Source organism: Verrucomicrobium spinosum DSM 4136 = JCM 18804 (assembly GCF_000172155.1).
GTDB lineage: Bacteria > Verrucomicrobiota > Verrucomicrobiia > Verrucomicrobiales > Verrucomicrobiaceae > Verrucomicrobium > Verrucomicrobium spinosum.
Genome location: NZ_ABIZ01000001.1, coordinates 3,693,333 through 3,717,387, shown reverse-complemented (window position 1 = coordinate 3,717,387; position 24,055 = coordinate 3,693,333). Strand labels below are relative to the sequence as shown.

15 protein-coding genes are annotated in these 24,055 nt (G+C 58.7%); 6 read left to right on the top strand and 9 right to left on the bottom strand.

The features are described from left to right. Positions 1-264: 264 nt before the first annotated feature. The 5 genes from VSP_RS39480 to VSP_RS14895 form a co-directional block, all read right to left on the bottom strand. Positions 265-3,816 carry a WD40 domain-containing protein gene (locus VSP_RS39480; protein ID WP_009961572.1) on the bottom strand — a complete coding sequence of 1,184 codons (3,552 nt, stop codon included), beginning with the start codon at positions 3,814-3,816 and terminating at the stop codon, positions 265-267. A 179-nt stretch (positions 3,817-3,995) separates the two neighbouring features. After that, on the bottom strand, positions 3,996-6,815 hold the full coding sequence (locus VSP_RS14910; RefSeq protein ID WP_009961569.1) for a DUF1549 domain-containing protein: 2,820 nt from the start codon (positions 6,813-6,815) through the stop codon (positions 3,996-3,998). A gap of 80 nt (positions 6,816-6,895) precedes the next feature. Further along, on the bottom strand, positions 6,896-9,331 hold the full coding sequence (locus tag VSP_RS14905) for a PPC domain-containing protein (protein WP_156346148.1): 2,436 nt from the start codon (positions 9,329-9,331) through the stop codon (positions 6,896-6,898). A 129-nt stretch (positions 9,332-9,460) separates the two neighbouring features. Continuing rightward, the gene (locus VSP_RS14900; RefSeq protein WP_009961565.1) at positions 9,461-10,810 is read right to left on the bottom strand and encodes a DUF1501 domain-containing protein; all 1,350 of its coding nucleotides are present in this window, start codon (positions 10,808-10,810) and stop codon (positions 9,461-9,463) included. A gap of 253 nt (positions 10,811-11,063) precedes the next feature. Then, positions 11,064-12,404: a hypothetical protein gene (locus VSP_RS14895; RefSeq protein WP_029190464.1), complete on the bottom strand. Its 1,341-nt coding sequence runs from the start codon at positions 12,402-12,404 to the stop codon at positions 11,064-11,066. A 164-nt stretch (positions 12,405-12,568) separates the two neighbouring features. On the opposite strand from VSP_RS14895, the gene VSP_RS39475 reads away from it, so the two are divergent. The 3 genes from VSP_RS39475 (at position 12,569) to VSP_RS14880 (ending at position 16,122) form a co-directional block, all read left to right on the top strand. After that, positions 12,569-13,951 carry an NAD(+)/NADH kinase gene (locus VSP_RS39475; protein ID WP_009961561.1) on the top strand — a complete coding sequence of 461 codons (1,383 nt, stop codon included), beginning with the start codon at positions 12,569-12,571 and terminating at the stop codon, positions 13,949-13,951. Positions 13,952-14,025: 74 nt separating this feature from the next. Then, the gene (argS, locus tag VSP_RS14885; protein WP_009961559.1) at positions 14,026-15,792 is read left to right on the top strand and encodes an arginine--tRNA ligase; all 1,767 of its coding nucleotides are present in this window, start codon (positions 14,026-14,028) and stop codon (positions 15,790-15,792) included. Between the two features lie 96 nt (positions 15,793-15,888). Then, a complete protein-coding gene (locus VSP_RS14880) occupies positions 15,889-16,122 on the top strand; it encodes a hypothetical protein (protein ID WP_009961557.1) in 234 nt (77 codons plus the stop codon). A gap of 36 nt (positions 16,123-16,158) precedes the next feature. Here VSP_RS14880 and VSP_RS14875 read toward each other — a convergent pair whose 3' ends face one another. Both VSP_RS14875 and htpG read right to left on the bottom strand, forming a co-directional pair. Further along, positions 16,159-16,497 (bottom strand): hypothetical protein, encoded by a 339-nt coding sequence (locus tag VSP_RS14875; protein WP_009961555.1) that lies wholly within the window; start codon positions 16,495-16,497, stop codon positions 16,159-16,161. A gap of 313 nt (positions 16,498-16,810) precedes the next feature. Next, entirely contained in the window at positions 16,811-18,652 is a 1,842-nt protein-coding gene (gene htpG, locus VSP_RS14870; RefSeq protein ID WP_009961553.1) for a molecular chaperone HtpG, read from the bottom strand. Between the two features lie 115 nt (positions 18,653-18,767). Here htpG and VSP_RS14865 point away from each other — a divergent pair, with 115 nt between their 5' ends. Next, positions 18,768-19,118, top strand: coding sequence for an aspartate 1-decarboxylase (locus VSP_RS14865; protein WP_009961551.1), 351 nt, complete (start codon positions 18,768-18,770; stop codon positions 19,116-19,118). Between the two features lie 130 nt (positions 19,119-19,248). Beyond that, positions 19,249-20,250 carry a polyphosphate kinase 2 gene (gene ppk2 / locus VSP_RS14860; RefSeq protein ID WP_009961550.1) on the top strand — a complete coding sequence of 334 codons (1,002 nt, stop codon included), beginning with the start codon at positions 19,249-19,251 and terminating at the stop codon, positions 20,248-20,250. A 513-nt stretch (positions 20,251-20,763) separates the two neighbouring features. On the opposite strand, the gene VSP_RS42310 is transcribed toward ppk2, so the two are convergent. Beyond that, positions 20,764-20,934, bottom strand: coding sequence for a hypothetical protein (locus VSP_RS42310; RefSeq protein WP_009961547.1), 171 nt, complete (start codon positions 20,932-20,934; stop codon positions 20,764-20,766). Positions 20,935-21,155: 221 nt separating this feature from the next. Here VSP_RS42310 and VSP_RS14845 point away from each other — a divergent pair, with 221 nt between their 5' ends. Next, entirely contained in the window at positions 21,156-21,959 is an 804-nt protein-coding gene (locus VSP_RS14845) for an alpha/beta fold hydrolase (RefSeq protein ID WP_009961546.1), read from the top strand. Between the two features lie 878 nt (positions 21,960-22,837). Here the strand turns inward: VSP_RS14845 and VSP_RS14840 are convergent. Next, entirely contained in the window at positions 22,838-23,986 is a 1,149-nt protein-coding gene (locus VSP_RS14840; protein ID WP_009961544.1) for an IS4-like element ISVsp14 family transposase, read from the bottom strand. Between the last annotated feature and the right edge of the window lie 69 nt (positions 23,987-24,055).

The window sequence follows — 24,055 nt, the reverse complement described above, 5'->3', positions numbered from 1 at the left end:
CACGTCACCTGAGTAGAGCGTCACGCTCCTACTCCGGCCGTGGGTCGGCGCAGCTGCGCTCCCCCGGTCAAACGCCCGCTGAGCTCCCGCTCAAGCCCTTCGAAATGAACACTTCGCCCCAGTGAGATAATCGATCAAACCGCCAATTCTTGAGCCCACTTCTCCTCTCCTAGTCCGAAGTCCGCAGCCGGACTACTCTCGCAGCAACGCTGTAAGAATAGTCCGACGCAGATTGTGAAAGTCACGCCGTGAGGCCCGCTCCGGCTACTTCGGCAGCATGGCGAGGTACTGTTCCGTCATCTGCTTCACCTTTTCACGCTGAGGGGGCAGCTGAGGGTCCAGCTTGGCCAGCTCCGCTTTGATCTCCACCACAGCTTTTTCCTTGTCGGCGATTTCCTTGATGGAGTTCTCAATGGTCTTCTGGCCGTCAGCCTGACGCTTTTTGGTGCCGTCCACTTCGATATTCGCTTTGGACACTTCCAGACGCTTGGCCTCCACAATCTTCATGTGCTCAGCAATGCGGGCGCGTACATCTGCAAGCTGCTTTTCCAGGGGATCCAGCGTCGATTTGATTTGGGCCAGCGCCGCTTGCACAGGTTGTGACTTCGCAGCCAGTTCCTTGTCGGCCTCACCGGGCACGGCCTGCTTTTCCGCCAGAGTCTTCTGCTGGGCAGCAATCAGGTTGTTCAAGTTCTGCTGCTGGTTGCGGAAGGGTGCAGCGATTTTCTCCGCAGCTTCGAATTCGCCTTTGGCTTGCGTAACAGCTTTTTCGAGCTTCTCCACCTGAGCCTTGGATTGTTTCACAGCCCCCTGGCTCTCGGCCAGGAGCTTCTTGATGGCATCGATCGGACCAGCTGCGGTGGCAGCTTCTCCCTTCACAGCCTGCTGGACCTGCTCTGCCGTCGCGAGCTGGGTGGAAGCCTCTGCCGCCTTTTTCTGGGCAGCTCCTGCGGCGGTTTTGGCGTCGTCCAAAGGCTTCTGAGCGCCTGCCTTTTGTTCAGCAGGAGCATCAGCCAGGGCTTTCTCCGCGGCTGCCAGAGCAGCTTGTGCTGCGCTCAAAGCCTTTCCGGATTCCTCCTTCGCAACCTTGGCCAATTGCACAGCCTTGTCGGCTGCAGCGATCCGCTCATTTATTTTCACCAAGGCAGCTTCCTTTTCTTTGACCTCAGCAGCGCGCTTGGCCTCGGCCTTTGTCGCTGCCTCAAGCGCCGTCTTCGCCGCACTCAGTTCACCGTCCACCTTTGCCAGGGCCTCCTTCTTGGCTTGGGCTGCTTTGCCTGGAGCATCCAGCTTGGCATTGACTTCCGTTCTTTGTTTGGCCAGTACCGCGATCTGATTGTTGATATCAGTCACCGCCTTCTGAGCGGCAGCCACCCGGTTGGCCTTTTCCTGTTCCAAAGCTTTGAGCTCGGCTTCCGTCATCCCCTGAGCTTTTTTCTGCTCTTCGACCTGGCCCAGCAACTGGGCTTCCTGGGCTTTGGCAGGCTCCACAATCTTCTCCGCGCCGGGCAGCTCACCACTGACCTTGGCGAGGACCGCTTCCACACCTGGCAAGGCCGCAGTCGCTTCAGCAATCGACTTCTTGCTCAACTGGATCCGTTCCGCAGCCGCGACCTTGGCAGCCTCGCTCTCCTTGAGTGCCTCCTGGTAGCCGACAAAGTCGGCCTCCATCTTCTCAAGCTTTTCGCGTTCAGCAAGCACGTTCACGTTAAACTGAGCGGCCCTCAGCATGGAAGGCAGCTTCTGATACACCGCCAACTGATCGCGCAAGGCTTTAAGTTTTTCCTGCACGCCACCAACTGCCGCCCGCGATTCCCCCAATTGCTTCTCAGCTTCAGCAATGGATTTGGGCAGCGTTTCGAGGGCTTTCTTTGCGTCCTCGAAGGCTTTCAGTTTGGCAGGTTTGCCATTATTCAGGGCTGCGACTTGATCTTGCGCCGCCTTGACCGCCTTGTCGAAGTCCGCCAGAGGCTGAGGACCCGCGGCGGTTTCTTTCTTCACGCCGTCAAGCTTTCCAGTTGCCTCGGTGATCTTCTTGTCGAGCTCCGCCACCTGGGGCGCCTGCTCGGGTGCCGTGAGCTTTGCCTTGTCCTCATTGAGCTTGGCCAGCTGTCCTTCCAGCTCTTTTTTCTGGGACACTAGTTGCTCGTGCTTTTTGATCAGGTCTGCTTGGGCCTGCCGTTTGGCCTGCGCCTCCTTCACCGCTTTCTCCAGACTTGCCAGCGTGTTGGGGTAGTTTTTGATCTCACCATCAAGCTGGTTGCGCAGGGCACCCGTGTCCTCCACCTGTTTACGAAGCCCGGCAATCTGGGCCTCCTTCGCCTTCACGGCCTCCTCGGCCCGCTTCACGGCACCTTCCGCTGCGGGCACCTTGGCCACCAGTTCGGTGGCGTAACGCTCACTCTCCACGATGCGCTGCGCGATGGGCGGAGGATTGCTGGAAAGCACACCTTTTTCTTCGAACTTGTCCGCACTCCACAGGCGCACGTCGCCCTTCCAGTCACCTGAGACAACGGTTTTGCTGTCGAACAAGCCTGCGACTTCGGTCACGATGTCAGCCTGCTTCTTCGACTCCCCTTTTCTGGTCCCGTTGATGTCCCAGACCTTGATCAGGCCATCGCGGCCCGAGGAAACTATGGAGCCATCCGGGGAGAAAGCCACAGCCAGCACCCCGCCCGCGTGGGCGTCCCAGCTCTTCACGAGCTTGCCGTTCTCCATCTCATAGGTGTTGATCTTGCCGTCCTCTCCGCTGGAGGCGAGCACGTTGGAGTCTGTCCGCCAGGCGACCCCGGTACAGGCTGCCTTGTGCCCGTCCAGCTGGTAGAACTCTCCCCCCGTCGCCGCCTCTGTCACCATGACATTGCCATTGCGATCACCGCTGGCCAGGAGAATGCCATCCGGGCTGAAGCCCACCGCAAGCACCCATTCGGTGTGCTTCTTGTTTACATAGAGTTCTTCACCCGTTGAGGTATTGAAGACTTTCACCTTCTTTGACGGGCTGCCGATCGCGATCATCGATTGATTGGCGCTGATGTCCGCGCTCATCACGGCATCAAATTCCTTGCCCGCTTCGGCCACGCGTTTGCCCGTCTTCACATCCCACACGACCGCGTTGCCCATCTTGCCCCCACGCCCGCCGCCGGCAATGAGGAGCGCACCGTTCTGGCTAAACTTCAGGGAGCGGATGTAACCTTCCGGGTAGGGATACACACCAGCGAGCACTTGCGTGTTGGTATCATACACCAGAGCCTGTTTCAGGCCGCTGATGGCCACAAGGGGCGACCAGGGATTGGCCGCCATCGCGGTGATCGCGGTCGTCCGCGGTGCCGTGGCCACCGGCTCCAGCAGCACGTTTTCCGGCATGGGCAGGGGGCCTTCCGGTTTGCCTGCCTTGGCCACCACCATGGAAAGGTTGCTCTTGGGCGCGCCCTTTTTGGCAATGCTGGATGCGGTCTCCAAGACCCCGCCATTGACCCACTTGCTGAGCACTTCAATTTCTGCGGCACTCAGGGGAGCACCTTCTGGCGGCATGAACGGTTCTGCCGTTTTCTTGGTCGTGCTGACCAGCTTGCTACCCTCAGCATCGCCCGGGTTCACCACAGGGCCACCGCCCCCACCCGTCATCGTCGCAGCAAAGCTCGTGAGATCCAGGTCCCCTTTCTTCTTGTCCGGGTTGTGGCAGGAGAAACACTTGTTCTCCAGAAGCGGACGCACGTGGTCATTGTAGGTGACCTTCTCCTGGGCAGCAGCCTGGGTCGCCAGTCCGCAGGCGGTGGCAAACGGGAGGAGGAAAAGAGTACGATGATGATGAGTCATGGCTTCGGATGGACGATCTGACAGGATCTAAATGAATACGGAGAAAGGGCGGCGGAGCTATCTGCCCCCTCTCTTTCTACTGAGTCACGCACGGCTGTGGCACATATGCCCCACCTCCTTCCCGGCCTCCCCGTTGAAGGGTGACCGAAAGAAGACCAAGGCGGGGCGACCGAGGCCGACTAATGATTGAAGTAAAACTCCTTGGAGTTGAGCAGCGCCCAGAAGAGGTCTTCCAGCACCACCTGACGGGGCTCGCCGGATTCAGCAATCTGCTTGAGTACGACTTCTGACTCTTTGGGCAAAGGCTCACGACCAAAGGTGCGCAGATAGAGCTCTTGGATGATCTCTTGATCTGGCTTCTTCTCGTTGACCAGTGTTGCAACGACCTTGCCGCGTTTGATGTTTTCATGGGCGGCATCGCCATTCATGAAGTGCAGCGCCTGCGACAGCGTCGGGTCCATCTTCACCTCGCAAGAGCACACCGTCTCACGGCTGGCACGACCAAAGGTGGTGAGGAAGTAGTTCGACACTGAACCATCGGCAATCTGCACGGCACGGGCACCAAGGGGCAAACCTTGATACTTCGTGGGAGTATTGGTCACAGAGGAGACGGCGTCTGCCAAGACCTCGGCACGCATGCGTCGCACCAGAGCGTGGGCAAAGTTGCGCTTGTCACTCTCATTGCTCTCATTGACCTGGGTGGCCCGCTGATAGGTCATGGAGTTGCAGATGTCACGAACCAGACGCTTGAAGTCGTAATTGTATTCCGTGAGCTTTTTGCCCAGCGAATCCAGCAACTCGGGGTTGGAAGCAGGGTTGCTGATGCGGACGTCGTCCACGGGATCGATGATCCCCACGCCAAAGAAGTGTGCCCAAGTGATATTCGCCAAGTTACGGGCGAAGAAGGGATTCTCCGGTGAGGCCAGCCACTTGGCCAGCACCGCACGGCGGTCTTCACCAGGCTGTAGGGTGGGCTCGTCGCCACCCAAGAACTTGGGCTTCATGGCCGCCTTGGTCAGCGGGTGGCGGGACTCCCCACCCTTGCTGTTAAATACGATTGTCTCCCGCGGATCATCCGTCTGCTTGCGCCCGATCTGGGTGAAGAAGGCCATGAACCCGTAGTAGTCGTTCATCGTCCAGCGGTCGAACGGATGATTATGACACTGGGCACACTGAATACGCATGCCCATAAACACCTGCGCCACATTCTCCGTCACCTTCAGTGTCTCGCGCTCGATCTGGAAGTAGTTTGTTGGCGGATTGTTGATGGTGCCCCCCTGGGAGGCGATCAACTCTGCCACGATCTCATTCATCGGCACGTTCTTGCCAATGCGGTCCGCAAGCCAGTTGTAGTACAGCAGGACGTTCTTGTAGTACGCTCCCTGGTTGTTCTCCGTGCTACGGATCTGCATCAGTTCAGACCACTTCATCACCCACATTTCGGTGAACTCCTTCCGCTGGAGCAGCTTGTCCACCAGAGCCTCACGCTTCTTGGGATTGGCATCCGCCACGAACTCTCTCACTTCCTGGGCACTGGGCAGAACGCCCACCACATCCAGGGAGACCCGGCGCAGGAACTCCTGGTCCGAACAGATGCCGGAAGGGAGGATGCGCAGCTTGTGCAACTTCTCATTGACGAGGGTGTCAATGTAGTTGGCTTCCACCAGCTTCGGCCGTTCATACTTCAATCCTTCCGGAATGACGATGAACTGGGACACCACAGAGTACACGTCGAAGCGGGCAAGGATGAACGCCTCACCACGATCATGGGAGGTCACGCGCCCCTCTTTGTCCACGCTCGCACTCGGATCATTGTTGGACATGAAGACCACAAGATTGGTCACATCGCGATCGGTGCCGTCGGAGTAAGTGGCACGCACAGAGACCTGCTGCTTCTCCCCCTTCCCTTCAAGGACCGCCTGTTTGGGATAAATCTCAATGCCAGTGACATGCGCCACGTCCGGAGGATCGTTCGGCACGCCTTTGCTGATCCATTCGATCAGCGTCTTGTTCAGGTGGCTGTCTTTGTCAAAGCAGGCGTTGCCGGAGTGCGGCACTTCCCCCAGCGCTTTTTCAATCAAGGTGCTGTCTTCCGGAATGGCCAGATTGATGCGACGTCCGCTCATTTCACGTGTGACGCGGTCATAGTCGCCAGCCGGGTCAAAGCCAAAGAGGGACAGTCGGAAGCCGTCCTTGCCGCGTGCGGAGCCATGGCAGCCGCCCGTATTGCAACCCGCCTTCAGGAAGACGGGCATCACATCAAGGCGGAAGGAGATTTCACGGTCCTTGGTAGCACTGGCCACCTTCACCGCCGCAGTGGCCGTCTTGCCGCTAAACGAGGCAGAAAGCTCCGTAGCCCCATCCTGACCTGGCTTGAGATGCACGCCGTTAATCGAGGCCACCTGAGCGTTGGCGACCTTGAGCTCGGCAAGCTCCGTGACATCCTTGGTGGTGCCGTCATTGAACCGTGCGAACACGAGCACACGCTGGCTGTCGCGCTGAGTCTCGAGCGTCAATGCCCCGGGCAGAATCTCAATGCTTTCCAGCTTGTTGAGTTTTTCCTTTAACCGCGCAAGGGCCTTCAGCTCTTCCTCAGTCTTGTGCTTGATCACCAGCCCCTGAGGCCACTTGGCCCCATCTGCGATCCAGCGCTTCACCACATCTGCCTGCTCTGCGGTGAGCGGGTCGCCCTTCGGCGGCATGATATCATCGTGATCATGAGGCAGCACCACGCGGCTGTAGATGGAGCTTTTCTCCGGTGCGCCAGGCACCACGGCAGCCCCGCCCTCGCCACCCTTCAGCAGGCCCTCTCCCGAGTCCATGAGCAGCTTGCCCTTGGCCTTGGAGGGGTTGTGACACTCAACGCACTTGGATTCAAGCAGCGGCTGGATGTCCCGCACGAAATCCACCGGTCCGGACTGCTCCGCCCGGACGAGTCCCGTCGCGAAACACAATCCGATGCCCAGAAGGGCTTTGGAGGTGAGAGATGAAGTCTTCATGGTGGGATACACTGTCCTGGGGATCTTGAGTGTGAGTCGTTGCGAAATGGACTGGAATAGGGGGCGCGGTGAGAACCGGGCTACTTGGCAGCAGCCTCCTGGCGGAGCTGTTCCAGACGGCTAAGCTGTTTCTTCGGCGCGTCAGTTGCAGCCGGGGTGGCGGGTTTGGCCGCAGCCACTTGGGCGGCCGGTTGGGCTGGAGCCGCCGGAGCTTTTCGGGGCGCATCCACACGGAGAGTCGTCCCACCCGCGATGCGATGCACTGCCACCCCCCCCTGCACCGGCACGTCCACCTGGCAAAAGAGGTTGGCATGCTTGCCCACCGGGGATTTGTCTGTCGTCTTGATCTTGAACGTCAGCTCCTTCGCGTCCTTGTTGAACTTCAAGGTCTCGACCTCCACGGAATCCGGGATGCCATAAATCTTCGCTGAAGCTTCCCCGTCAAACGGCAGCGCATGCTCCAGCTTGCAAAGGAACTCGCCCTCTTTCCCCTGCTCCACCGCGGTGAGTTGCATGCTGCCGGACAAATAGGCCGGGACCACGGTCACTTCGCAGAACGGTGAGGCTGCATAGATGGTCCCATTGCCACCTTCAGCCTCACCCAGCACGGTCAGGTTGTAAGTGCCCGGAGAAACGTTCCCCGTGGAGTCCAGCGTGAATGTCCCTTCGTCCTGGCCCTCCGGAATGTCGATCTCGCCCTGCGAGTTGATCCCGTTGGGACGCCACAGCATAAGCACCCGAATGGCTGCCTTGAATCCTTCTTTGCGCTTGGCCACCACCTTTAAAGACAGGAGCCCATTGGGCACGAGGGGCGTTGTCGGCTTGATCAGATCGAGGGTATAGGGCACCTCTTCCACCACGGCCACCGGAAGCTGGTCCACCTGCTCCGTGTAGTAAATCGTGTTGCCACTTCGCACCATATCAAACTCTTGGGCCATTCTACCCTCCACCTTCTGGGCGGGATCCGTTGGCTTGAGGGTGACGGGCACCGCCGCGCCACCGAGCGGGGCGTCTGCCGTTGCCTCAAAGAGCAACGGGATGCTGGTCTGATTGCCCGGCATGTTCGTGGACACCAGCTTGACCCCTGGAGGGAGGTTCGGAGCTTCAAACGTCATGTCGCCCGAGGCATTGTTGCGGGTCACATTCACCATGGTGGCATAGCGATTGCCGCGCGGCACTGCGATGAACTGGCGCTTGTGGCTGTCATTCACCCCGAAGTTTGGCGAAGCGAACGTCACCAGCGGCACGGAGGCCACAGCTTCCACCCGGTACACATACGTCGGACCACCACGCTGCAGGTGATCGCGAATGATCACGCAATAGGCACCGTCCGCAGGAGCCGTCACGGAGAGTTTGCAGTCCAGACGGCGCTTCGTGCCACCATCATCTGCCGCGCCGATCTGGTTTCCTTTCTCATTCGTCAGCACCAGGACCGGATCCAGGGGGGATCCAAGCGACTGGGCGTAGGCGAAGAAGTCCACCTTCATCCCCTTCTTCAAGTTCACCCAGAAACGATCCTCATCTCCAGGCTTCTCAATGATCCCGTTCAAGGCACATGGGGCCTCAAGGTTGGTGCGGTTGGCCTCCTTGTCATTGGGCTCCACTTCCAAGTAGCTGTCAAAAGGGCTGACACGCATGATGTTGCCGGAGGGTGCCGGGTCATCCTTGAGGTAAACCATGTGCTTGTCTGACGACTCCGCAGGCAGAGTGACATCCTCCTCCGTGACATCGCCGTTCGCTTCGATGAATTTCACCTTTTGCGTGCTGCCCGCCTTGCCACCCGAGGGATAGCAAACCTCAGGACGACGGAAGCTGCCCACGTGCAACCGATAGCGGGAATCCCCATTGCCACGGTAGGAAGATTCACGGACCTGGATGGTGTAGTTCCCGTCTTCGGGAGCAACAAAGGTGAGGTGCCCATCCTGGCGATGCAATACGGTATCATCCGAGACCGCCACCTCGAAGCGGTCACTGTTCACCAGCGCAATGAAGGGGTCAAAGGTGATGTACCCAAGACGCATGGCCTCTATCTCCAGGCTGATGCGCTGACCCTTTTTGGCCGCGATGCGGTAGTAGTCCACATCTTCCGTGTTGGCCACACCTTCCACCGTCTGGTTCAGGGCAATATCCTGCGGCGCTTCGAACTCATTGTTGGGCTCCTTCTCCTGTACGCTGGCGAACGGACCCACCATGATTTGTCGCATAAAGGACACGCCAGAACGAGTCCGCACACGGACGAAATGATTGCCCAATGGCACATCGGGAGCCACCGTGATGACGGTCTCGACCGAGCCATTCTCCACTTTCCCCACGGACTTGAGAGCGAAGCCCGGTGAATAGAAGATGAGACCGTCAAAGTCTGCCAGTCGGCTCCCCCGGATGGTCAGGGTCGTCTCCACCCCACGCTGCACTCCCGTGGGAGAAGTGCCGGTGAATGTGGGCAGAGCGGCCACCACGGCCGGGGCTGAGGTGGCTAGCACCAGTGCCACCCCCACAAGGCGAAGAGAGTTTTTCATGGTCAACATCGGTCTCAAAGAAATCTTTACGCCTGCCCGCTTCGGGGTGGCGTGGGCTCGGATATCAGGAAGGCGGTGAAGCAGACACTTCACCGCCTTCGCTTACCACATTTCTGGCGGTGAGTTCTATTAGGCGAGAATGCCTTCGATCACCTCGCCACCGTTCACAATGTCGATGGGACGGCTGCCTTCGGCCATGAGCCGCTTGTCGGCATTGATGCCAATCAGCCGGTACATCGTCTTTGCCAGGCTTTCCGGGGAAACCGGATCGGAATCAGGCTCACCACCGAGGGCATCCGAGGAGCCGTACACCATGCCGCGCTTCACACCGCCACCCGCCAGGGCGACACTGAAGACGCGTGGATAGTGGTCACGACCGTTGGTGCTGTTGATCTTCGGCGTGCGGCCGAATTCGGAGCTAACCATCACCAACGTACGATCCAGCATGCCGCGCTCATCCAAGTCCTGAATCAGACGGGCGTAGGCGACGTCAAAATTCGGCGCGTTGTTCTTGAAGCCGTTCTTGATGTCGCTGTGGTGATCCCAACCACCATAGGTCACCGTCACAAGGCGCACACCCGACTCCACGAGACGGCGGGCGAGCAGAAGGCGTTGGCCAGCCTGGTTGCGCCCATACTCATCCCGGAGCTTGGCGGTCTCGGCATTGAGGTCAAAGGCCTCACGAGCTTTCTGGGAGCTCACCAAGCCATAGGCGGCCTGGTAAAAGCTGTCCATGGCGGTGAGCGCATCCGACTTCTCGAGCGAGCTAAAGTGAGCATCCACCGCATCAAGAAGACCACGACGACGATTGAAGCGCTGCTCAGTCACATCTTTCGGCAGAGCAAGGTCACGCACGGCAAAATTGCTCTGGGCGGGATCGCTGCCAAGGCTGAACGGTCCGTAGGCAGTGCTCAGGTAGCCAGTGCCCATGGATTCACCACCTGCCACACCACCGAAAGCCTGGGGCACGCAGACATAAGGAGGAAGATTGTTCTTCACCCCAAGCTCATGAGAAACGACGCTGCCGAAGCTCGGGAACTTGATGGCTGGGCTGGGCCGATACCCCGTGAACATGTTGTGGGTACCACGCTCATGTGCGGCTTCACCGTGCGTCATGGAGCGGATGATCGTCAACTTGTCCGCAATGGCAGCCGTCTTGGCAAAGTGTTCGCCAAAGTACACTCCGGGGAGTTTCGTCTTCACTGGGGTCAGCGGGCCCCGGTAGTCAGCGGAGGCGAAGGGCTTCGGATCCCAGCTTTCCTGGTGGGCAATCCCCCCCGGGAGATAGATGTGAATCACCGCGTCTGCCTTGGCTTCCACCTTGGGCACGTCGGCAATGGTCAACCCGGCCTCCAGCTTGAGAAGATTCGGCAGGCTCAGCCCCAGACCACCTGCGAGACCTGCATAGAGAAATTCGCGACGGCTTTGTCCCACTCTCAGGTCGAGGTGGTTGCCCTGGCAAAGAGAATGCATTTTCATGGCGACGAGAAGAGGATGAAGGACGGGTGTGGTTGCTGAAGGTAGTGACGGCGGGTGCCACGATCACCACTGCTGCAAAATACGGTGCCTGTGACGGATTCTTACAGAGGGCGAAAAATTGCTGAATAATATTTGTCCAAATCGATCACCACGACGTGTTCAATCTCTCGGGCTTATCCCAGCACGTGAACAGAGCACGCCCTCGCAAGGGATGTCGCACAACCTCCTCTAAATAAGACACCCACAGTCAGGACTAGTAGCCTCTGGCGATCCATCCCTCCGTCACCACCTCATCGATCCACACTTGGTTGACGCTGTCACTCTCCTCCGGGGAAGGATAACGGAGCTTCACAATCATCGCAGTCGCTTCACCAAAATTCTTCTTGGTAAGGTACTCCAACGTCCTCCCAACAGTCGAGGTGCGCACACAATAGCCATAGAGCTCTGGAGCCCCTTTCTGCGCTGGATTCACCAGCTTAAGGCAGAGCATGCGCTGCGAGTCTGGGAAATTGTAGTTATAGTGCTCTGCTGGGACCACCTGTAGCCGGAAGTACACCGGTCTTGTGGGCTTTTCCGCCATGAACTTCGCCCAGTCCATCTCGCTGTAGAGAACAAAGCTGCCCCAGTCCACCACATAAGGAGCCCCGGGCTCGGGTCGCAGCGTCATGGCATTGCGGCGGTTCCCCTCAGCATCCACGACGGCAAACAGATAAGTGTGAGGTCCCTGCGGCTCAGCTTCTACAAGCTCCACCCGGGAGAAGGGCACAGGACCATCAGACTGCCGAGAGTAATAGTCCTTCAGACTTTTCTCCAACACGGAGGCATCCCGCATGAACTTTTTGCGCTCATCAAGATCCTTGGCGGCCAGGAAGGACTTCAGCGTCGTCATGGCTTCTTCCTGCTCACGGTTCCAGGATGACGCTTTCACTGGCGCACCCGAATCCGATCCGTCCTTGCGTTCCGCTCCGCTCCCGGAGGAGGCTGGGGCACTGGGGATCAACTGCTCCTTCATGTAAGTGGCATGAAATACTTCCCATCCACGTGCTACTTCATCCCACCAGTTTTGCGTCTTACCCAGCACAGCGATGGCCAGGAGGAAAAGCACGATTCCTAGTCCCCAGATGAGGGAGCGGGCACTGGATTTCACCTCCGGATCATGTTCCAGCCGGTTCCGCAAATCTCCCTCGAGCGGCCGCGGCATGACTGGCGGGAGATCGGCAGCAGGCACCAGCACCTGAGCTGTCGCGGGCTTAGGCGCAGGCGTGACCGCAACCGCCATCGCAGGCACTGCTACGGGTCTGGCAGGCGGCGGCACCACGGCTTTGACAGGGGCAGCCACAGCGATGCTGGAGGCAGGCTGGGCAGCGACGACTGGTCGGGACGAAGCTTTCGCCATCACGGCGACACTCCCCCCCTCGCCCATCTCCATGAGATTGGTGAGCAGCGCCTTGTGCTTCACCCGGGAGGTCTTGGTGGTAAACTGCAGCATGATCATCCGCCCGCATGACGGACACTCCCTGGAGCGCGTCACGGTGGTGACGTTCACTTCCACGGGACTCTCACAGTGGGGGCAATCCAGACGGGCCAGGGGCATGATGACGATTTATTTTTTGCAGGCTACTGAAACTAGCCTTCGCCGCGATCAGACGCAAGACTGCAACGCTGCCTAAGCTGGCAAATAGCACAGCACTTACCCGGCTCCCAAGTCCCAAGCGTTTTGTGCTTGGCCTTTGCCACACTTCAACCCATCTTGCCGCCATGCCCCGCCGCATTGCCCTCTTTGGAGGCAGCTTTAATCCACCTGGCTTGCATCATCGTCGCATCGCTGCTCTGCTTTCAGAGAAGTTTGATGAAGTCAAAGTGGTCCCCTGCGGTCCCCGACCGGACAAGCCGGAGGTGGGCAGCGTCCCGTCCGTCTTTCGCGCCGCGCTTTGCGATCTCACGTTCGGTGATCTGGAAAAAGTCGTGGTCGATCTTTTTGACCTGGAGCAGGACACCTTCACCCGGAACGCTGCTCTTGAATCGAGGTATGCCTCAGAGGGCGAAATTTGGCATGTGGTGGGTGCCGACTGGCTCACTGGCGGATCGCTTGGCCAATCGCTCATCCACACTGGGTGGGAGCGGGGGCCGGAACTGTGGCAGAGGGGTCGCTTCGCTGTCCTGACGCGCCCTGGCCACGCCCTCAACCAAGGCGACCTGCCTCCGAACGCGGAGATCTTCCCCATCCAACTGGACGACTCCAGCACGGAGATTCGCGACCTCTTGCTGCATGGCGAGAGCGTGGCTCACCTGCTCACCTCCCCAGCCCTTCGGTACATCGAGCGCTACGGACTCTACCGGGGCACCAATCCCGCCACGTGGTCCCGCGGCACACTGGAGGACCTCCGCTGCCTGTTGCTCGCAGATCCCTCCAATCCCAAATGCCAGGAGTGGGAACCCGAACTCCGTCCCCATGAAGACCTCAGAAATCCGGGATTCATTGTGACCCTGGGAGGAGATGGGGCCATGCTACGCACCATTCGAGAACACTGGCGTCGGCGTCTGCCCTTTTTCGGCATCAATGCGGGCCACCTTGGTTTCCTGCTCAATGCCCCGGATCAGGTCTTTGAGGAGCGCACCTTCCCCCCCAAGGACGTGATTTTTCGACAACTGCCGCTCATCTTCATGGAAATGGAGACCGTCGATGGACAACGCATCACGGACTATGCCTTCAACGACGCCTGGGTGGAGCGAACCACCAGCCAGAGCGCCTGGATGGAGGTGCAGGTAAATGGTGTGACCCGCCTGCCCAAGCTGGTGGCCGACGGTGCGCTCGTCTCCACCGCTGCGGGGAGCACAGCCTACGCTCGCGCCATGGGGGCGGCCCCCTTGTTGGCCGACACTCCCGCCTGGCTCTTGGTAGGCTCCAATGTCATGGAGCCCGCCCATTGGAAAAGCGCCCTGCTCTCCATGGATACTGACGTGGAGTTCCGCAATCTCGACCCCATCAAGCGCCCTATCACTGCGTATGTGGATGGCATCACGCAAGGGCCCATCGTCAGCCTGCGCGCTCGCCTGAGCCGGGCTGCCACGGCGGAACTGGTCTTCCTGGCCAACCGGGACATGGCAGAAAAAATCGCTGGGATTCAGTTCAGCAACTGAGAGTGCGAAGGGTTAGAGGATGCACAATCCGCAGGGTGTGCTCTATTGCGGACCCCGTTTGTCCGGGATCTTCCATGCCCACCTATCGCCAGCTCCTCACCGAACGCCTCCTCGCCGCCTTCGTCACCGCCGGAATCAGTCCGCCGGATGGCTTGGTCATTGAAGTGACCAACGCAAGCGACTCGCGCTTCGGCGACTACCAGAGCAACGCCGCGATGACGGCAGCCAAGCTTCTCTCCACCAAGGAGCAGAAGATCAATCCCCGTGCGATGGCCACCCAGCTCGTCGAAGCGATGGACGTGACCGGTCTCTGTGAGAAGCCCGAGATCGCCGGCCCGGGATTCCTGAACTTCCGCCTCACCAAGGAGGCACTGCAAGGTGCGCTCTCCAGCCTCATCACTGACGAACGCCTCGGCGTCCCGGCCGTGGATGCAGCCAAGACCATCGTGGTGGACTTCTCCGCGCCAAACGTGGCCAAGCCCATGCACGTGGGCCACATCCGCAGCACCTTCATTGGCGACAGCCTTACTCGCATTGCCCGGCTGGCGGGCCACAACGTCGTCACCGACAACCATGTCGGCGACTGGGGCACCCAGTTTGGCATGATCATTCATGGCTGGAAGACCCGCCTCAATCAAGACGCGTTGAAGGAGGATCCCATCCATGAACTCGTGCGAGTCTATCGCGAAATCAATGCCGCCACCAAGGCAGACGAGAGCGTGCTCGAAACCTGCAAGACGGAGTTGGTGAAGCTTCAACAAGGCGACGCCGAAAACCTCGCCATCTGGAAGGAATGCGTGAAACTCACGCTCGACCAGCTTCATGACATCTACGGTCGTCTGGGCATCCAGTTCGACCACTACCTGGGTGAGAGCTACTACAACGATGCCCTCGCTCCCCTGGTGGAAGACATGCTGACCAAGGGCCAGGCGCGCATCAGCGAAGGTGCCGCTTGCGTCTTCTCCGACGGCGTGAAGAAGCCCGAAGAAGACCCCTTCCTGATCAATCGCGACGGTCAGTGGACGCCCGCCCCGTGCATCGTGCGCAAGAGTGACGGTGGCTTCCTCTATGCCACGACCGACCTCGCCACCATCGACCATCGAGTGATCGAGTGGAAGGCGGACGAAATCTGGTACGTGGTCGGTGCCCCCCAGCAGCTTCACTTCCGGCAGGTCTTTGAGGCTGCCCATCGTCGCGGTCACTCCACCCGCATGGTACACATCGCCTTCGGCAGCATCTTGGGCCCCGATGGCAAAATGTTCAAGACCCGCTCCGGCGAGAGCGTCGGCCTGCTCGAAGTCATCGACGAGGCAATCGAGCGCGCCCGTGCCGTGGTGGAAGAGCGTGAGTTCAGCGATGACGACAAGGCCAAGATCGCCTCCGTCATCGGCATTGCCGCCGTGAAGTACGCGGAGCTGAGCCAGCACCGCATGACCGACTACAAGTTTGCCTGGGAAAAGATGCTCTCTTTCCAGGGCAACACCGCCCCATACCTGCTCAATGCTTACGTGCGGACACGTGCCATTTTCCGCAAGCTGGACGGCGAGGTGAAACTTGCGCCCGAAGTGTCCTTCACAGAGGACGCAGAGCGTCAGCTCGCGTTGAAACTCGCCCAGTTCGGCGAGGCCGTGCACGATGTCCTGGAGGATTTTCGGCCCAACCTGCTGGCCCAGTATCTCTATGAACTGGCGGGATACTATCACACCTTTTACGAAGCTTGCCCTGTACTCCGCTCAGAAGGCGTGACGCGGAACACTCGCCTCGTACTGGCGGACACTACCTCCCGAGTTCTGAAATCTGGCCTTGGATTGCTCGGTATTGAAACAACTGACCGCATGTAGAGTCCAATCAACTCCGGGAGTGGTTTCGCACCCGCTCCCTTGCCGCGTATCGCGTATCTATTTCGCTGATCTTTGCCTTCCTCACCCCTTTTAGCCATGAGCAGTCGCCAGATTCCTGCCGGGGCCACCGCCCCGGCCGTCAGTTCCAAATCCGCTTCCAAGTACTACGAGTACTTTCTCGAAGAACGGGATGAGATCCTCAAACACAAGTGGATCGAAAGCCAAAAGGCTGGCGAGGACATCGGCTTCGACCGTGCACTGACCGAGTGGGTCGGGGAACACCGGGACGAATGGCGCAAAGAACGCGAGAAACGCAAAGAAAAGAAGTAGGCTACAGCCTACGAATCAGGCTCTCCTCTTCACCCTCTAGCTCAAGGGCGAGCCAAATTTCCCACTGGCCAATCCAAGTGCGCGATGGAGGAACTTTTCTTCATCCGCCCATTGGTCTGAAGACCCATAATTAACGTGGCTGTCTTCTTCAAAGACGCCGAGAAAATGGGAGCCGCCTCCGAGCTCCCGCGCCATGCCGTTGACCTCAGAGGCCACGCAATAGCAAGCCTCCCCCTCCCCATCCGCGTACACCATCAGCGCAAATCGATACTCGACCGTCCCGACCGCGACGAGGTTCCGGAGGAACACTGCCGTGTGCCCCTTGAACGTGTAGCGTTTGACAGTTTCGGCGGATTTGAATTTTGGCAGATACATGTCGCAGGTTGCAAGTGGTTCTAATCTCGCAACATAGATATTATTTCCACACGAACAAAGAGGGATTCAAGTAAAGATTTACAACCACCATAAGGTGTTTCCTTATCATCGAGCTAACACCCCATTTTCCCCATATGGTGGGTATGGTAAGTGTTTTCAGTGCGACTCTACTAACCTCTCAATCCTATTTCGCCCCCTATGCGGCGAAAAGTTTTCTATTATCCCCTGATTGTGAAGGCCAAACAAAAGGCGCGGCGACCGGGATGATCGCTGCGCCTGGAGAAGCTGAGTTGGAAAAGAGGGGAACTGGCGGTTAACCCAGTGCTTTCTCCATGATGCTATGCATGCGGCCAATCATGGCCTGGGGATCGTCCAGAAGACCGGCCGAAAGCAAGGCGTTGTCCAGAATCTGATTGGCCAGGAGGCCGGCCAGTTCCGGATTGCTGCTCGTCGCACCTGCCAGTTTGCGGACAATGGCATGAGAGGGATTGAGCTCCAGAATGACCTCGGCGGCATCCAGTTCATCATCCTTCTTCATGGCACGCATCATCTGGCGTAGCTGAGGGCTCATCTCGCCATCTGGCAGCACGGCCATTGCCGGGCTGCTCACGAGACGCTTGCCCGTGCGCACCTCTTTGACACGGTTGCCCAGGTTGTCCTTGATCCACGAGGCCAGCTTGTCGCCATCTTCAGCACTGAGCGTTTCGCCTTCCGTTTGGGAATCACCCAGGTCCACCTGGCTGGAATTCACCGCCTGGAGGGGCTTGCCATCGAATTCGCCGAGGGCATTGACCACGTAGTCGTCGATGGATTCGAAGAGGTAGATCACCTCAAAGCCCTTGGCCTTGAACGCCTCCAGATACGGTCCGTTCTCAATCGCGGCGCGGCTTGGGGCGATCTGGTAGTAGATGGCCTTCTGCTCCTCCTTCATGCGCTTCACGTACTCCTGAAGTCCGACCACTTCGCCCTCACCGGTAAGCGAGGTTTCGAAGCGGAGCAGCTTGGCAATGGTGCCCTTGTTCTCGAAGTCCGTGGCTACGCCCTCCTTGAAGAAGCGGCTGAAGTCCTTGTAAAAATCCTGATACTTCTTGGCATCCCCGTCTGCCTCCCGTTCGAGAAACTTCATGAGTCGGCCTTGCACCGTCTGGCCAAGTTTGCGGAACAGCGCACTGTCCTGCATGGTCTCACGGGAAATGTTGAGCGGGAGGTCCTCGCTGTCCACGACGCCGCGGACGAAGCGCATCCATTCCGGGAGAAACTTCTTCGGGCGGTGGTCGATGAGCACCTTGCGGCAATAGAGCGCCACGCCGGGCTCCATCTGGCCCATGCCGTACTGCTCCGTGTTGTTCGTAGGAGCGAACAGAAGCGCGTTGATGTTCAACGGGGCATCCGCGTTGAAATGGAAGGTGTAGCGGGGCTCGTCGAAGGAGTGAGAGGCAAACTTGTAGAACTCGGCGTACTGCTCGGTCGTCACCTCGTTTTTGTTCTTCAGCCAGAGGGCCTCCACGGTGTTGATGCGCTCCCCGTTCAGATGAATGGGGAAGCCCACGAAGTTCGAGTACTTGGTGAGGATCTGCTTGATGCGCGCCGGTTTGGCGAAGTCCTTCTTGTCCTCCTTGAGCTGGAGGACCAGCTTGCATCCGCGGCGTTGACCTGGCGCATCCTCGATGGTGTAGCCAGTGACGCCGTCGCTCGTCCAGACCAGGTGCTCCCCGTCATTGCGCCAGGAGTGGGTGTAAACCTTCACCTCGCTCGCCACCATGAACGCGGAGTAGAAGCCCACGCCGAACTGGCCAATAACGTTGCCGCCTTCTTTGCCACTCTGCTTCATGGCCTCCACAAAGGCCTTGGAGCCAGAGTGGGCGATGGTGCCTAGGTTCTCCACCAGTTCTTCACGGGTCATCCCGATGCCATAGTCGGAGATGGTCAGGGTGCCTGCGGTCTCATCGGTGCTGATGTTGATTTCCAGAGGCAGGGTCTCGTCGAAAATCTCCTTCTCGGTCAGTTGGAGGAGCCGCATCTTCTCCATGGAGTCAGATGCATTCGAAACCAGCTCACGGGCGAAGATTTCGTGGTCGGTATAGAGGGAGTGGATGACGATGTCCAGCAGCTGCTTGACTTCGGCCTGGAACTCGTGGGTGGGAGCCTTGCTCATGATATTTTGATGGAAAATTGCGAATCTGGGGCCTGGATCATAGACACGCTTCCGACGTTGTCAAAACGGAGGGCAAACCGCTTGACGGGTTGGCCGCGGGAAGCACTTTGCTCTTGTGTTACGCATTCAGCTCAAGTCCAAACTGCACCGCGCCGCCATTACGGATTCCAACGTCGAATACGAAGGGAGCATCTCGATTCCGCCCGATCTCATGAGGGCCGTGGACATCTGGGTGGGCGAGAAAGTGCTGGTCACCTCAGTGACAAACGGGGCGCGCCTTGAGACCTATGTCATTGAGGGCAAGGAAGGTTCCGGCCAGATCGTCGTCAATGGAGCTGCCGCCCACCTCATCACCGCCGGTCACCGGGTGACCATCATGGCCTTCGGGCTGGACGACAAGCCGATCACCCCCAAGCGCCTGCTGTTGGGACCCAATAACGAGCCACTCACCCAGCAAGTGCTGTAGGCAAAGCCGCACCTTGGCAGCATCGGGCGTGCTCAGTCTTTTGACTTCTCCAGAAGATTTGCCTGAACTATTTGTCACGTTAGGTCTCTTTTGAGGCTGGGGATGCTGGCGTAAAGGGCCTGCATCCACCATGCCCTCTCCCAAGAAGTCCCCTTCCCCTGTCTCCAAGGTCTCCAAGAAATCGGCCACCAAGAGCAAAACCGGCGGCTCAAACGGCGAGTCCCCGCTGCGCGTCAACAACGAGATCTTTGCCCGTCTGCATGAAGAAGCGATCGACAGCTTCGACGAGGAGCTGGAGATGGAGCTGGATGACCTCGCGGGGTTTGATCCCAATGACCCAGCCGTGTCCACCGAGGCTATGGAGTTCCGGAAACTCTATTTCCGCGAGCTGCTCCGGCTCCAGGGGGAGCTGGTCAAACTCCAGGAGTGGGTCATGCGCACCAAGCACAAGCTGGTGGTCATCTTCGAAGGTCGGGATGCAGCTGGCAAGGGCGGCGTCATCAAGCGCATCACCCAGCGACTGAATCCACGTGTCTGCCGGGTCGCGGCTCTACCTGCCCCCACCGAGCGTGAGCGGACGCAGTGGTACTTTCAGCGTTATGCTGCACACCTCCCTGCTGGCGGGGAGATTGTGCTCTTCGACCGCAGTTGGTACAACCGGGCTGGGGTGGAGCGAGTCATGGGCTTTTGTACCGATGAGGAATACGAAGAGTTCTTCCGGTCCGTGCCTGAATTTGAAAAAATGCTGATCCGGTCTGGCACCCAAGTCCTCAAGTACTGGTTCTCGATCACGGACGAGGAACAGGAATTCCGGTTCACCTGCCGCATCCACGACCCGCTCAAACAGTGGAAACTCAGCCCCATGGATCTTGAATCTCGCAGCCGCTGGGAGGAGTACACCAAGGCAAAGGAGATCATGCTGGAACGAACCAGCCTCCCTGAGACCCCCTGGTGGGTCGTCCCTGCGGTGGACAAGAAAAAAGCGCGGCTCAACTGCATTCACCATCTGCTCCAGCAGGTGCCGTATGAAGAAGTGGACAAACAACCGGTCGCGCTTCCAGTGCGGAAGCGGCACAAGGACTATCACCGCAACCCTGTGCCGGACGACATCATCGTACCTCAGGTTTACTAGGGGACGCCAGCCCGGCGTACACCTTTTGTTTTAGACGGCAAGGTTATTTTTCGATGTTTTTTTATTATTTCTTTAGTCATCTGGTATATTTTCGGCTGCAAACTACCTCTCAGTCTTTTCCCTATTCACCCCAACACCCGACAAATCGTCCATGATCACCCCAGACGCCTTCCGTCCACTTCCCGAAAAGCAAGTCACGAGCCCATGGTATGGCGTCGCTCGCAGCCTGGATTTGGTGGCGCGGCCCTTTGATGCGGCCAGCACTGTGATCCAGTTTGGTCTGCGGGTTGCCTCCTTGTTCCGCCTCCGGACCAGCCCTTGAGACAGACCAACCTCGGGGTTTAAGCTTTTCGTCGGGATCGACTCTTCGCGCTCCGACGACACGGCACCCGGGCCAAGTCAACTGTTTGCAGCAGAGCCGCTTCCCCCTTCCACTCTGGCCAACTTTCAAAGGAGGGCCAATGTGTGGAGCAGGGAGCGGCTTTTGCGTTTTTTAGAGCCCGGAGCGTGCGCTTAGGTCTCGTTGGCCACAGGAGTGGCGGCCGGATGATGGCGGAACTCGTTGATCACCGTCATCACCAAGGTGAGGAGAACGATGGCGAGTGCCTCAAAAATCCATATGGCCAAGGGAGCCATCGGCCGCCGCGCCGCCGACGCCGGCTTGTGTGCATCTTTGGTTTTCATGCAGCGGTATTATCGCAAAAATCATGCCCGGAAGCACGCAACAGATTCGTCACCTCCCATCGCTGGGTCGATCTTGCCACCGGTGAAATGCGGAGCTCCGGGCATTATTTTGCGCTTGGCATCTCCCCCCCCCTCCGCTAGCTCTTGAGGCTCGCCAGGGAGCCAACGCGACCCTGGGCCACGCTTCAAGAAACAACCATCTCACTACCTTTTTCTCACCCATGCCCCACGTCCAGACCAATGGCATCAACATGTACTACGAAGAGCGCGGCACCGGAGAACCGCTCATCTGCATCATGGGCGTCACCGCCCCTGGCGGCGTTTGGGAGGCCCATGCCAATGTCTGGCAGGAGCATTTCCGCTGCATTCTGGGTGACAACCGCGGCGTAGGCATGACAGACAAGCCCGCCGGACCGTACACCACAGACATGATGGCGGATGACTATGCCGGCCTCATGGACGCCTTGGGCATCAAGAAAGCCCGTGTCGTGGGCTGCTCCCTGGGCAGTGTCATCGCCCAGAAGCTGGCCCTACGCCACCCTGAGAAGGTGCAGAGCCTCATCCTCATGTGTACCTGGGCCCGTCAGGACCGATTTGGGCTCTACACCTGGGAACACATGATGAAGTGCAAAGCCAACTTCCGCCCGGAAGACTTCATGCACTATGTGCAGATGTTGATTTTCACCAAGCCGTGGTTCGACAACGATGACTGCTGGAACAACATGCAGCAAGGCCTGCGGGATGCCGCCATCAACGCCGCCCCCCAGCCCGTGCATGCCATGGAAGCCCAGGCCGCCGCCGCCATGAGCCACAATACGCTGAATGACCTGAAGAATGTAAAATGCCCCGCCCTCGTCATCGGCGGCAAAGACGACGTCTTCACCCCCCGGTGGATGAGCGAGGAAGTCGCCGCCAACATTCCTGGTGCAGATCTTCACCTTTATGACAATGCCGGTCACGCCTTTCACTGGGAGTGCATGAACGACTTCAACCCTCGCACGACGGACTGGTTGCTGAAGCACTAGCGCCTGATTTGTTGAGTTGGACGATGTCAAAAGCCACCGCAGCGATCTGCGGTGGCTTTTTTGTGAGTGCCGTCTCGATTCACCCGTTGCGGTATTTCATCGCTCCTGGATATGACACGCACACGCTCTTCATGAGAACCCGGAGGGTTCATGCGTCAATATGCCCCAGGCCTGCGCGCCCACGCAGTTCCGAACCCGGAGGGTTCCCCATGCGTAGCCACGGGTCGACCGAGCGTAGCGAGGGCTACCCGTGGAATGGCTACCGCGGAGCGGTAGGCCCATCGTGTTGCGGACCCCAGACGTAAATCACGTGATGCGACCAGTAGGTCGTTTGGCCGCCATGGGCCTACCGCTCCGCGGTAGATTTCGTCAGGTCCCTATCCATGGGTTGCACTCGCCACGCTCGCTTCACCCATGGCTCTATTCGTGGCGAACCCTCCGGGTTCATGAGATAACGCGCCATGTCAAACTTCAAACTCCCGCAGGCTAAAGCCCAATGCCATCAGGGAAAAGTGGAGAGGTCGAGCATCTCTCTTTTGTGAAAGTATTGAGGGCCGAAGGTCCGGCATCATTGCAGCCTTGGGCAACGCCCAAGGCAGGCGCTCGTTTTAGATCTTGAGGGCTGTAGGCCCGACGTCATTCAGGGATGCTCGTCATAGGCAGACTTGATGACACCGGGCCTACAGCCCTCATGGGTAGTTTGGCCATCTATCCCTGGGGCGTTGCCCCATAAGCGCTAACTTAAGAGGCTTTGAACACGCGGCATTTTTTTTCGCTTTCGTTCGGCGAGGTCTTGAGCGATCTGATTCCAGGAACTCAGACAGTCAGCGATTCGCAGCGGCGGCCAAGTAGCCGCCTGGATCAACTCAATGAGCCACTCAGTCTCCCGCCAGTGGCTGCGGGGGCGTTTCATTCTCCAGCCAACGTCCTCCCCAGGGGGAAAGGGCCGCCGCGTGGCGCTGCATCTTTTCACTGAGTAAAGCAATGAGCAGTTTGGCGTAGACCCACGCTCGACTGGATCGCTCATCACTTTTGGGCAGGTGTCCGACATCTCCCAGTGATTTGAGCCTCTTGAAAGCCAGTTCAATTTGCCAGCGCACCCGATACCATTGAAGCACCTCTACATCGCTCAGCGTGTCCCTTGGCACGGTGGTCAGCACCACGATCCAAGCCGTGTGCTCCAAGGTGGCTGCGCGCAGTTTGGTCTGATCTTGTTGAGCGCGTCGCTGCACTTTGCGTTGTGCCAAAGCGGCAGCTTCCACGCTTTTGCGCACGGCGCACAGACGCACTGGCACACGCTTTTCCAAGGAGTCCTCCTTACGTGGGCGCACCCAAAGATCCAGGCCCGCCGCCACTCCCGGCTGCTTGAGCTTGCGGAGCCAGGGCAGCAGGACAACTGGACGTCCCTGCTCATCTTCCAATGGGGTGTTTTGTTCGTTAAGCCGCATGATCACATGCGCCCCGCCCCGATAGACATGCTCGATCCCCAACAGGTGGCTAAAGCCGCGGTCTGCCAAGAAGCAGTCTCCAGGGGCAACTTCAAAATGCTTGAGCGATTCGCCATTGCCAGAGCCCCTGACTGGATTGAGACGGAAAAAGTCACAATGCCAATCAGGCACTCGCAAGCTGTAGTGGACGCGCCATTGACTGCCCGTGGCGCCGGGCTCCTTGATGGTCGTGCCATCCACCAAGCGCAGCTTCAAGCCGCGGTAAGCCGCCGGCAGTTGCAACCGACTTTGGGCAAAAAGCCCTGCGCAAAGCTGCTGCAGCCACCCCTCGCACAGAGCAAACCTCTTGTGCAGGGCCACATCAGACATGCTGATCCAGCCTGCTGCCTTGCCTACCACAGAAGCGGTGCGCAAAGAACAGCCGTGACCTGCATGCAGCAGTAAAACACGCAACAGACTGCTCAAAGACTCCGCGCCACGCAGGCGCTGGACGGCCCCGGTCGTCTTGGCCAATGACTCCCAATTCTCCGGAAGCAGACTCAAAAGGTAATCCCAGTTCTCATCGGGCAAGGAGGGCATGCCGCACGCTAGCCAAAAAATCCTACCATGTCTATGTTAAGTTAGCGCTTATGGGGCGTTGCCCCAGGC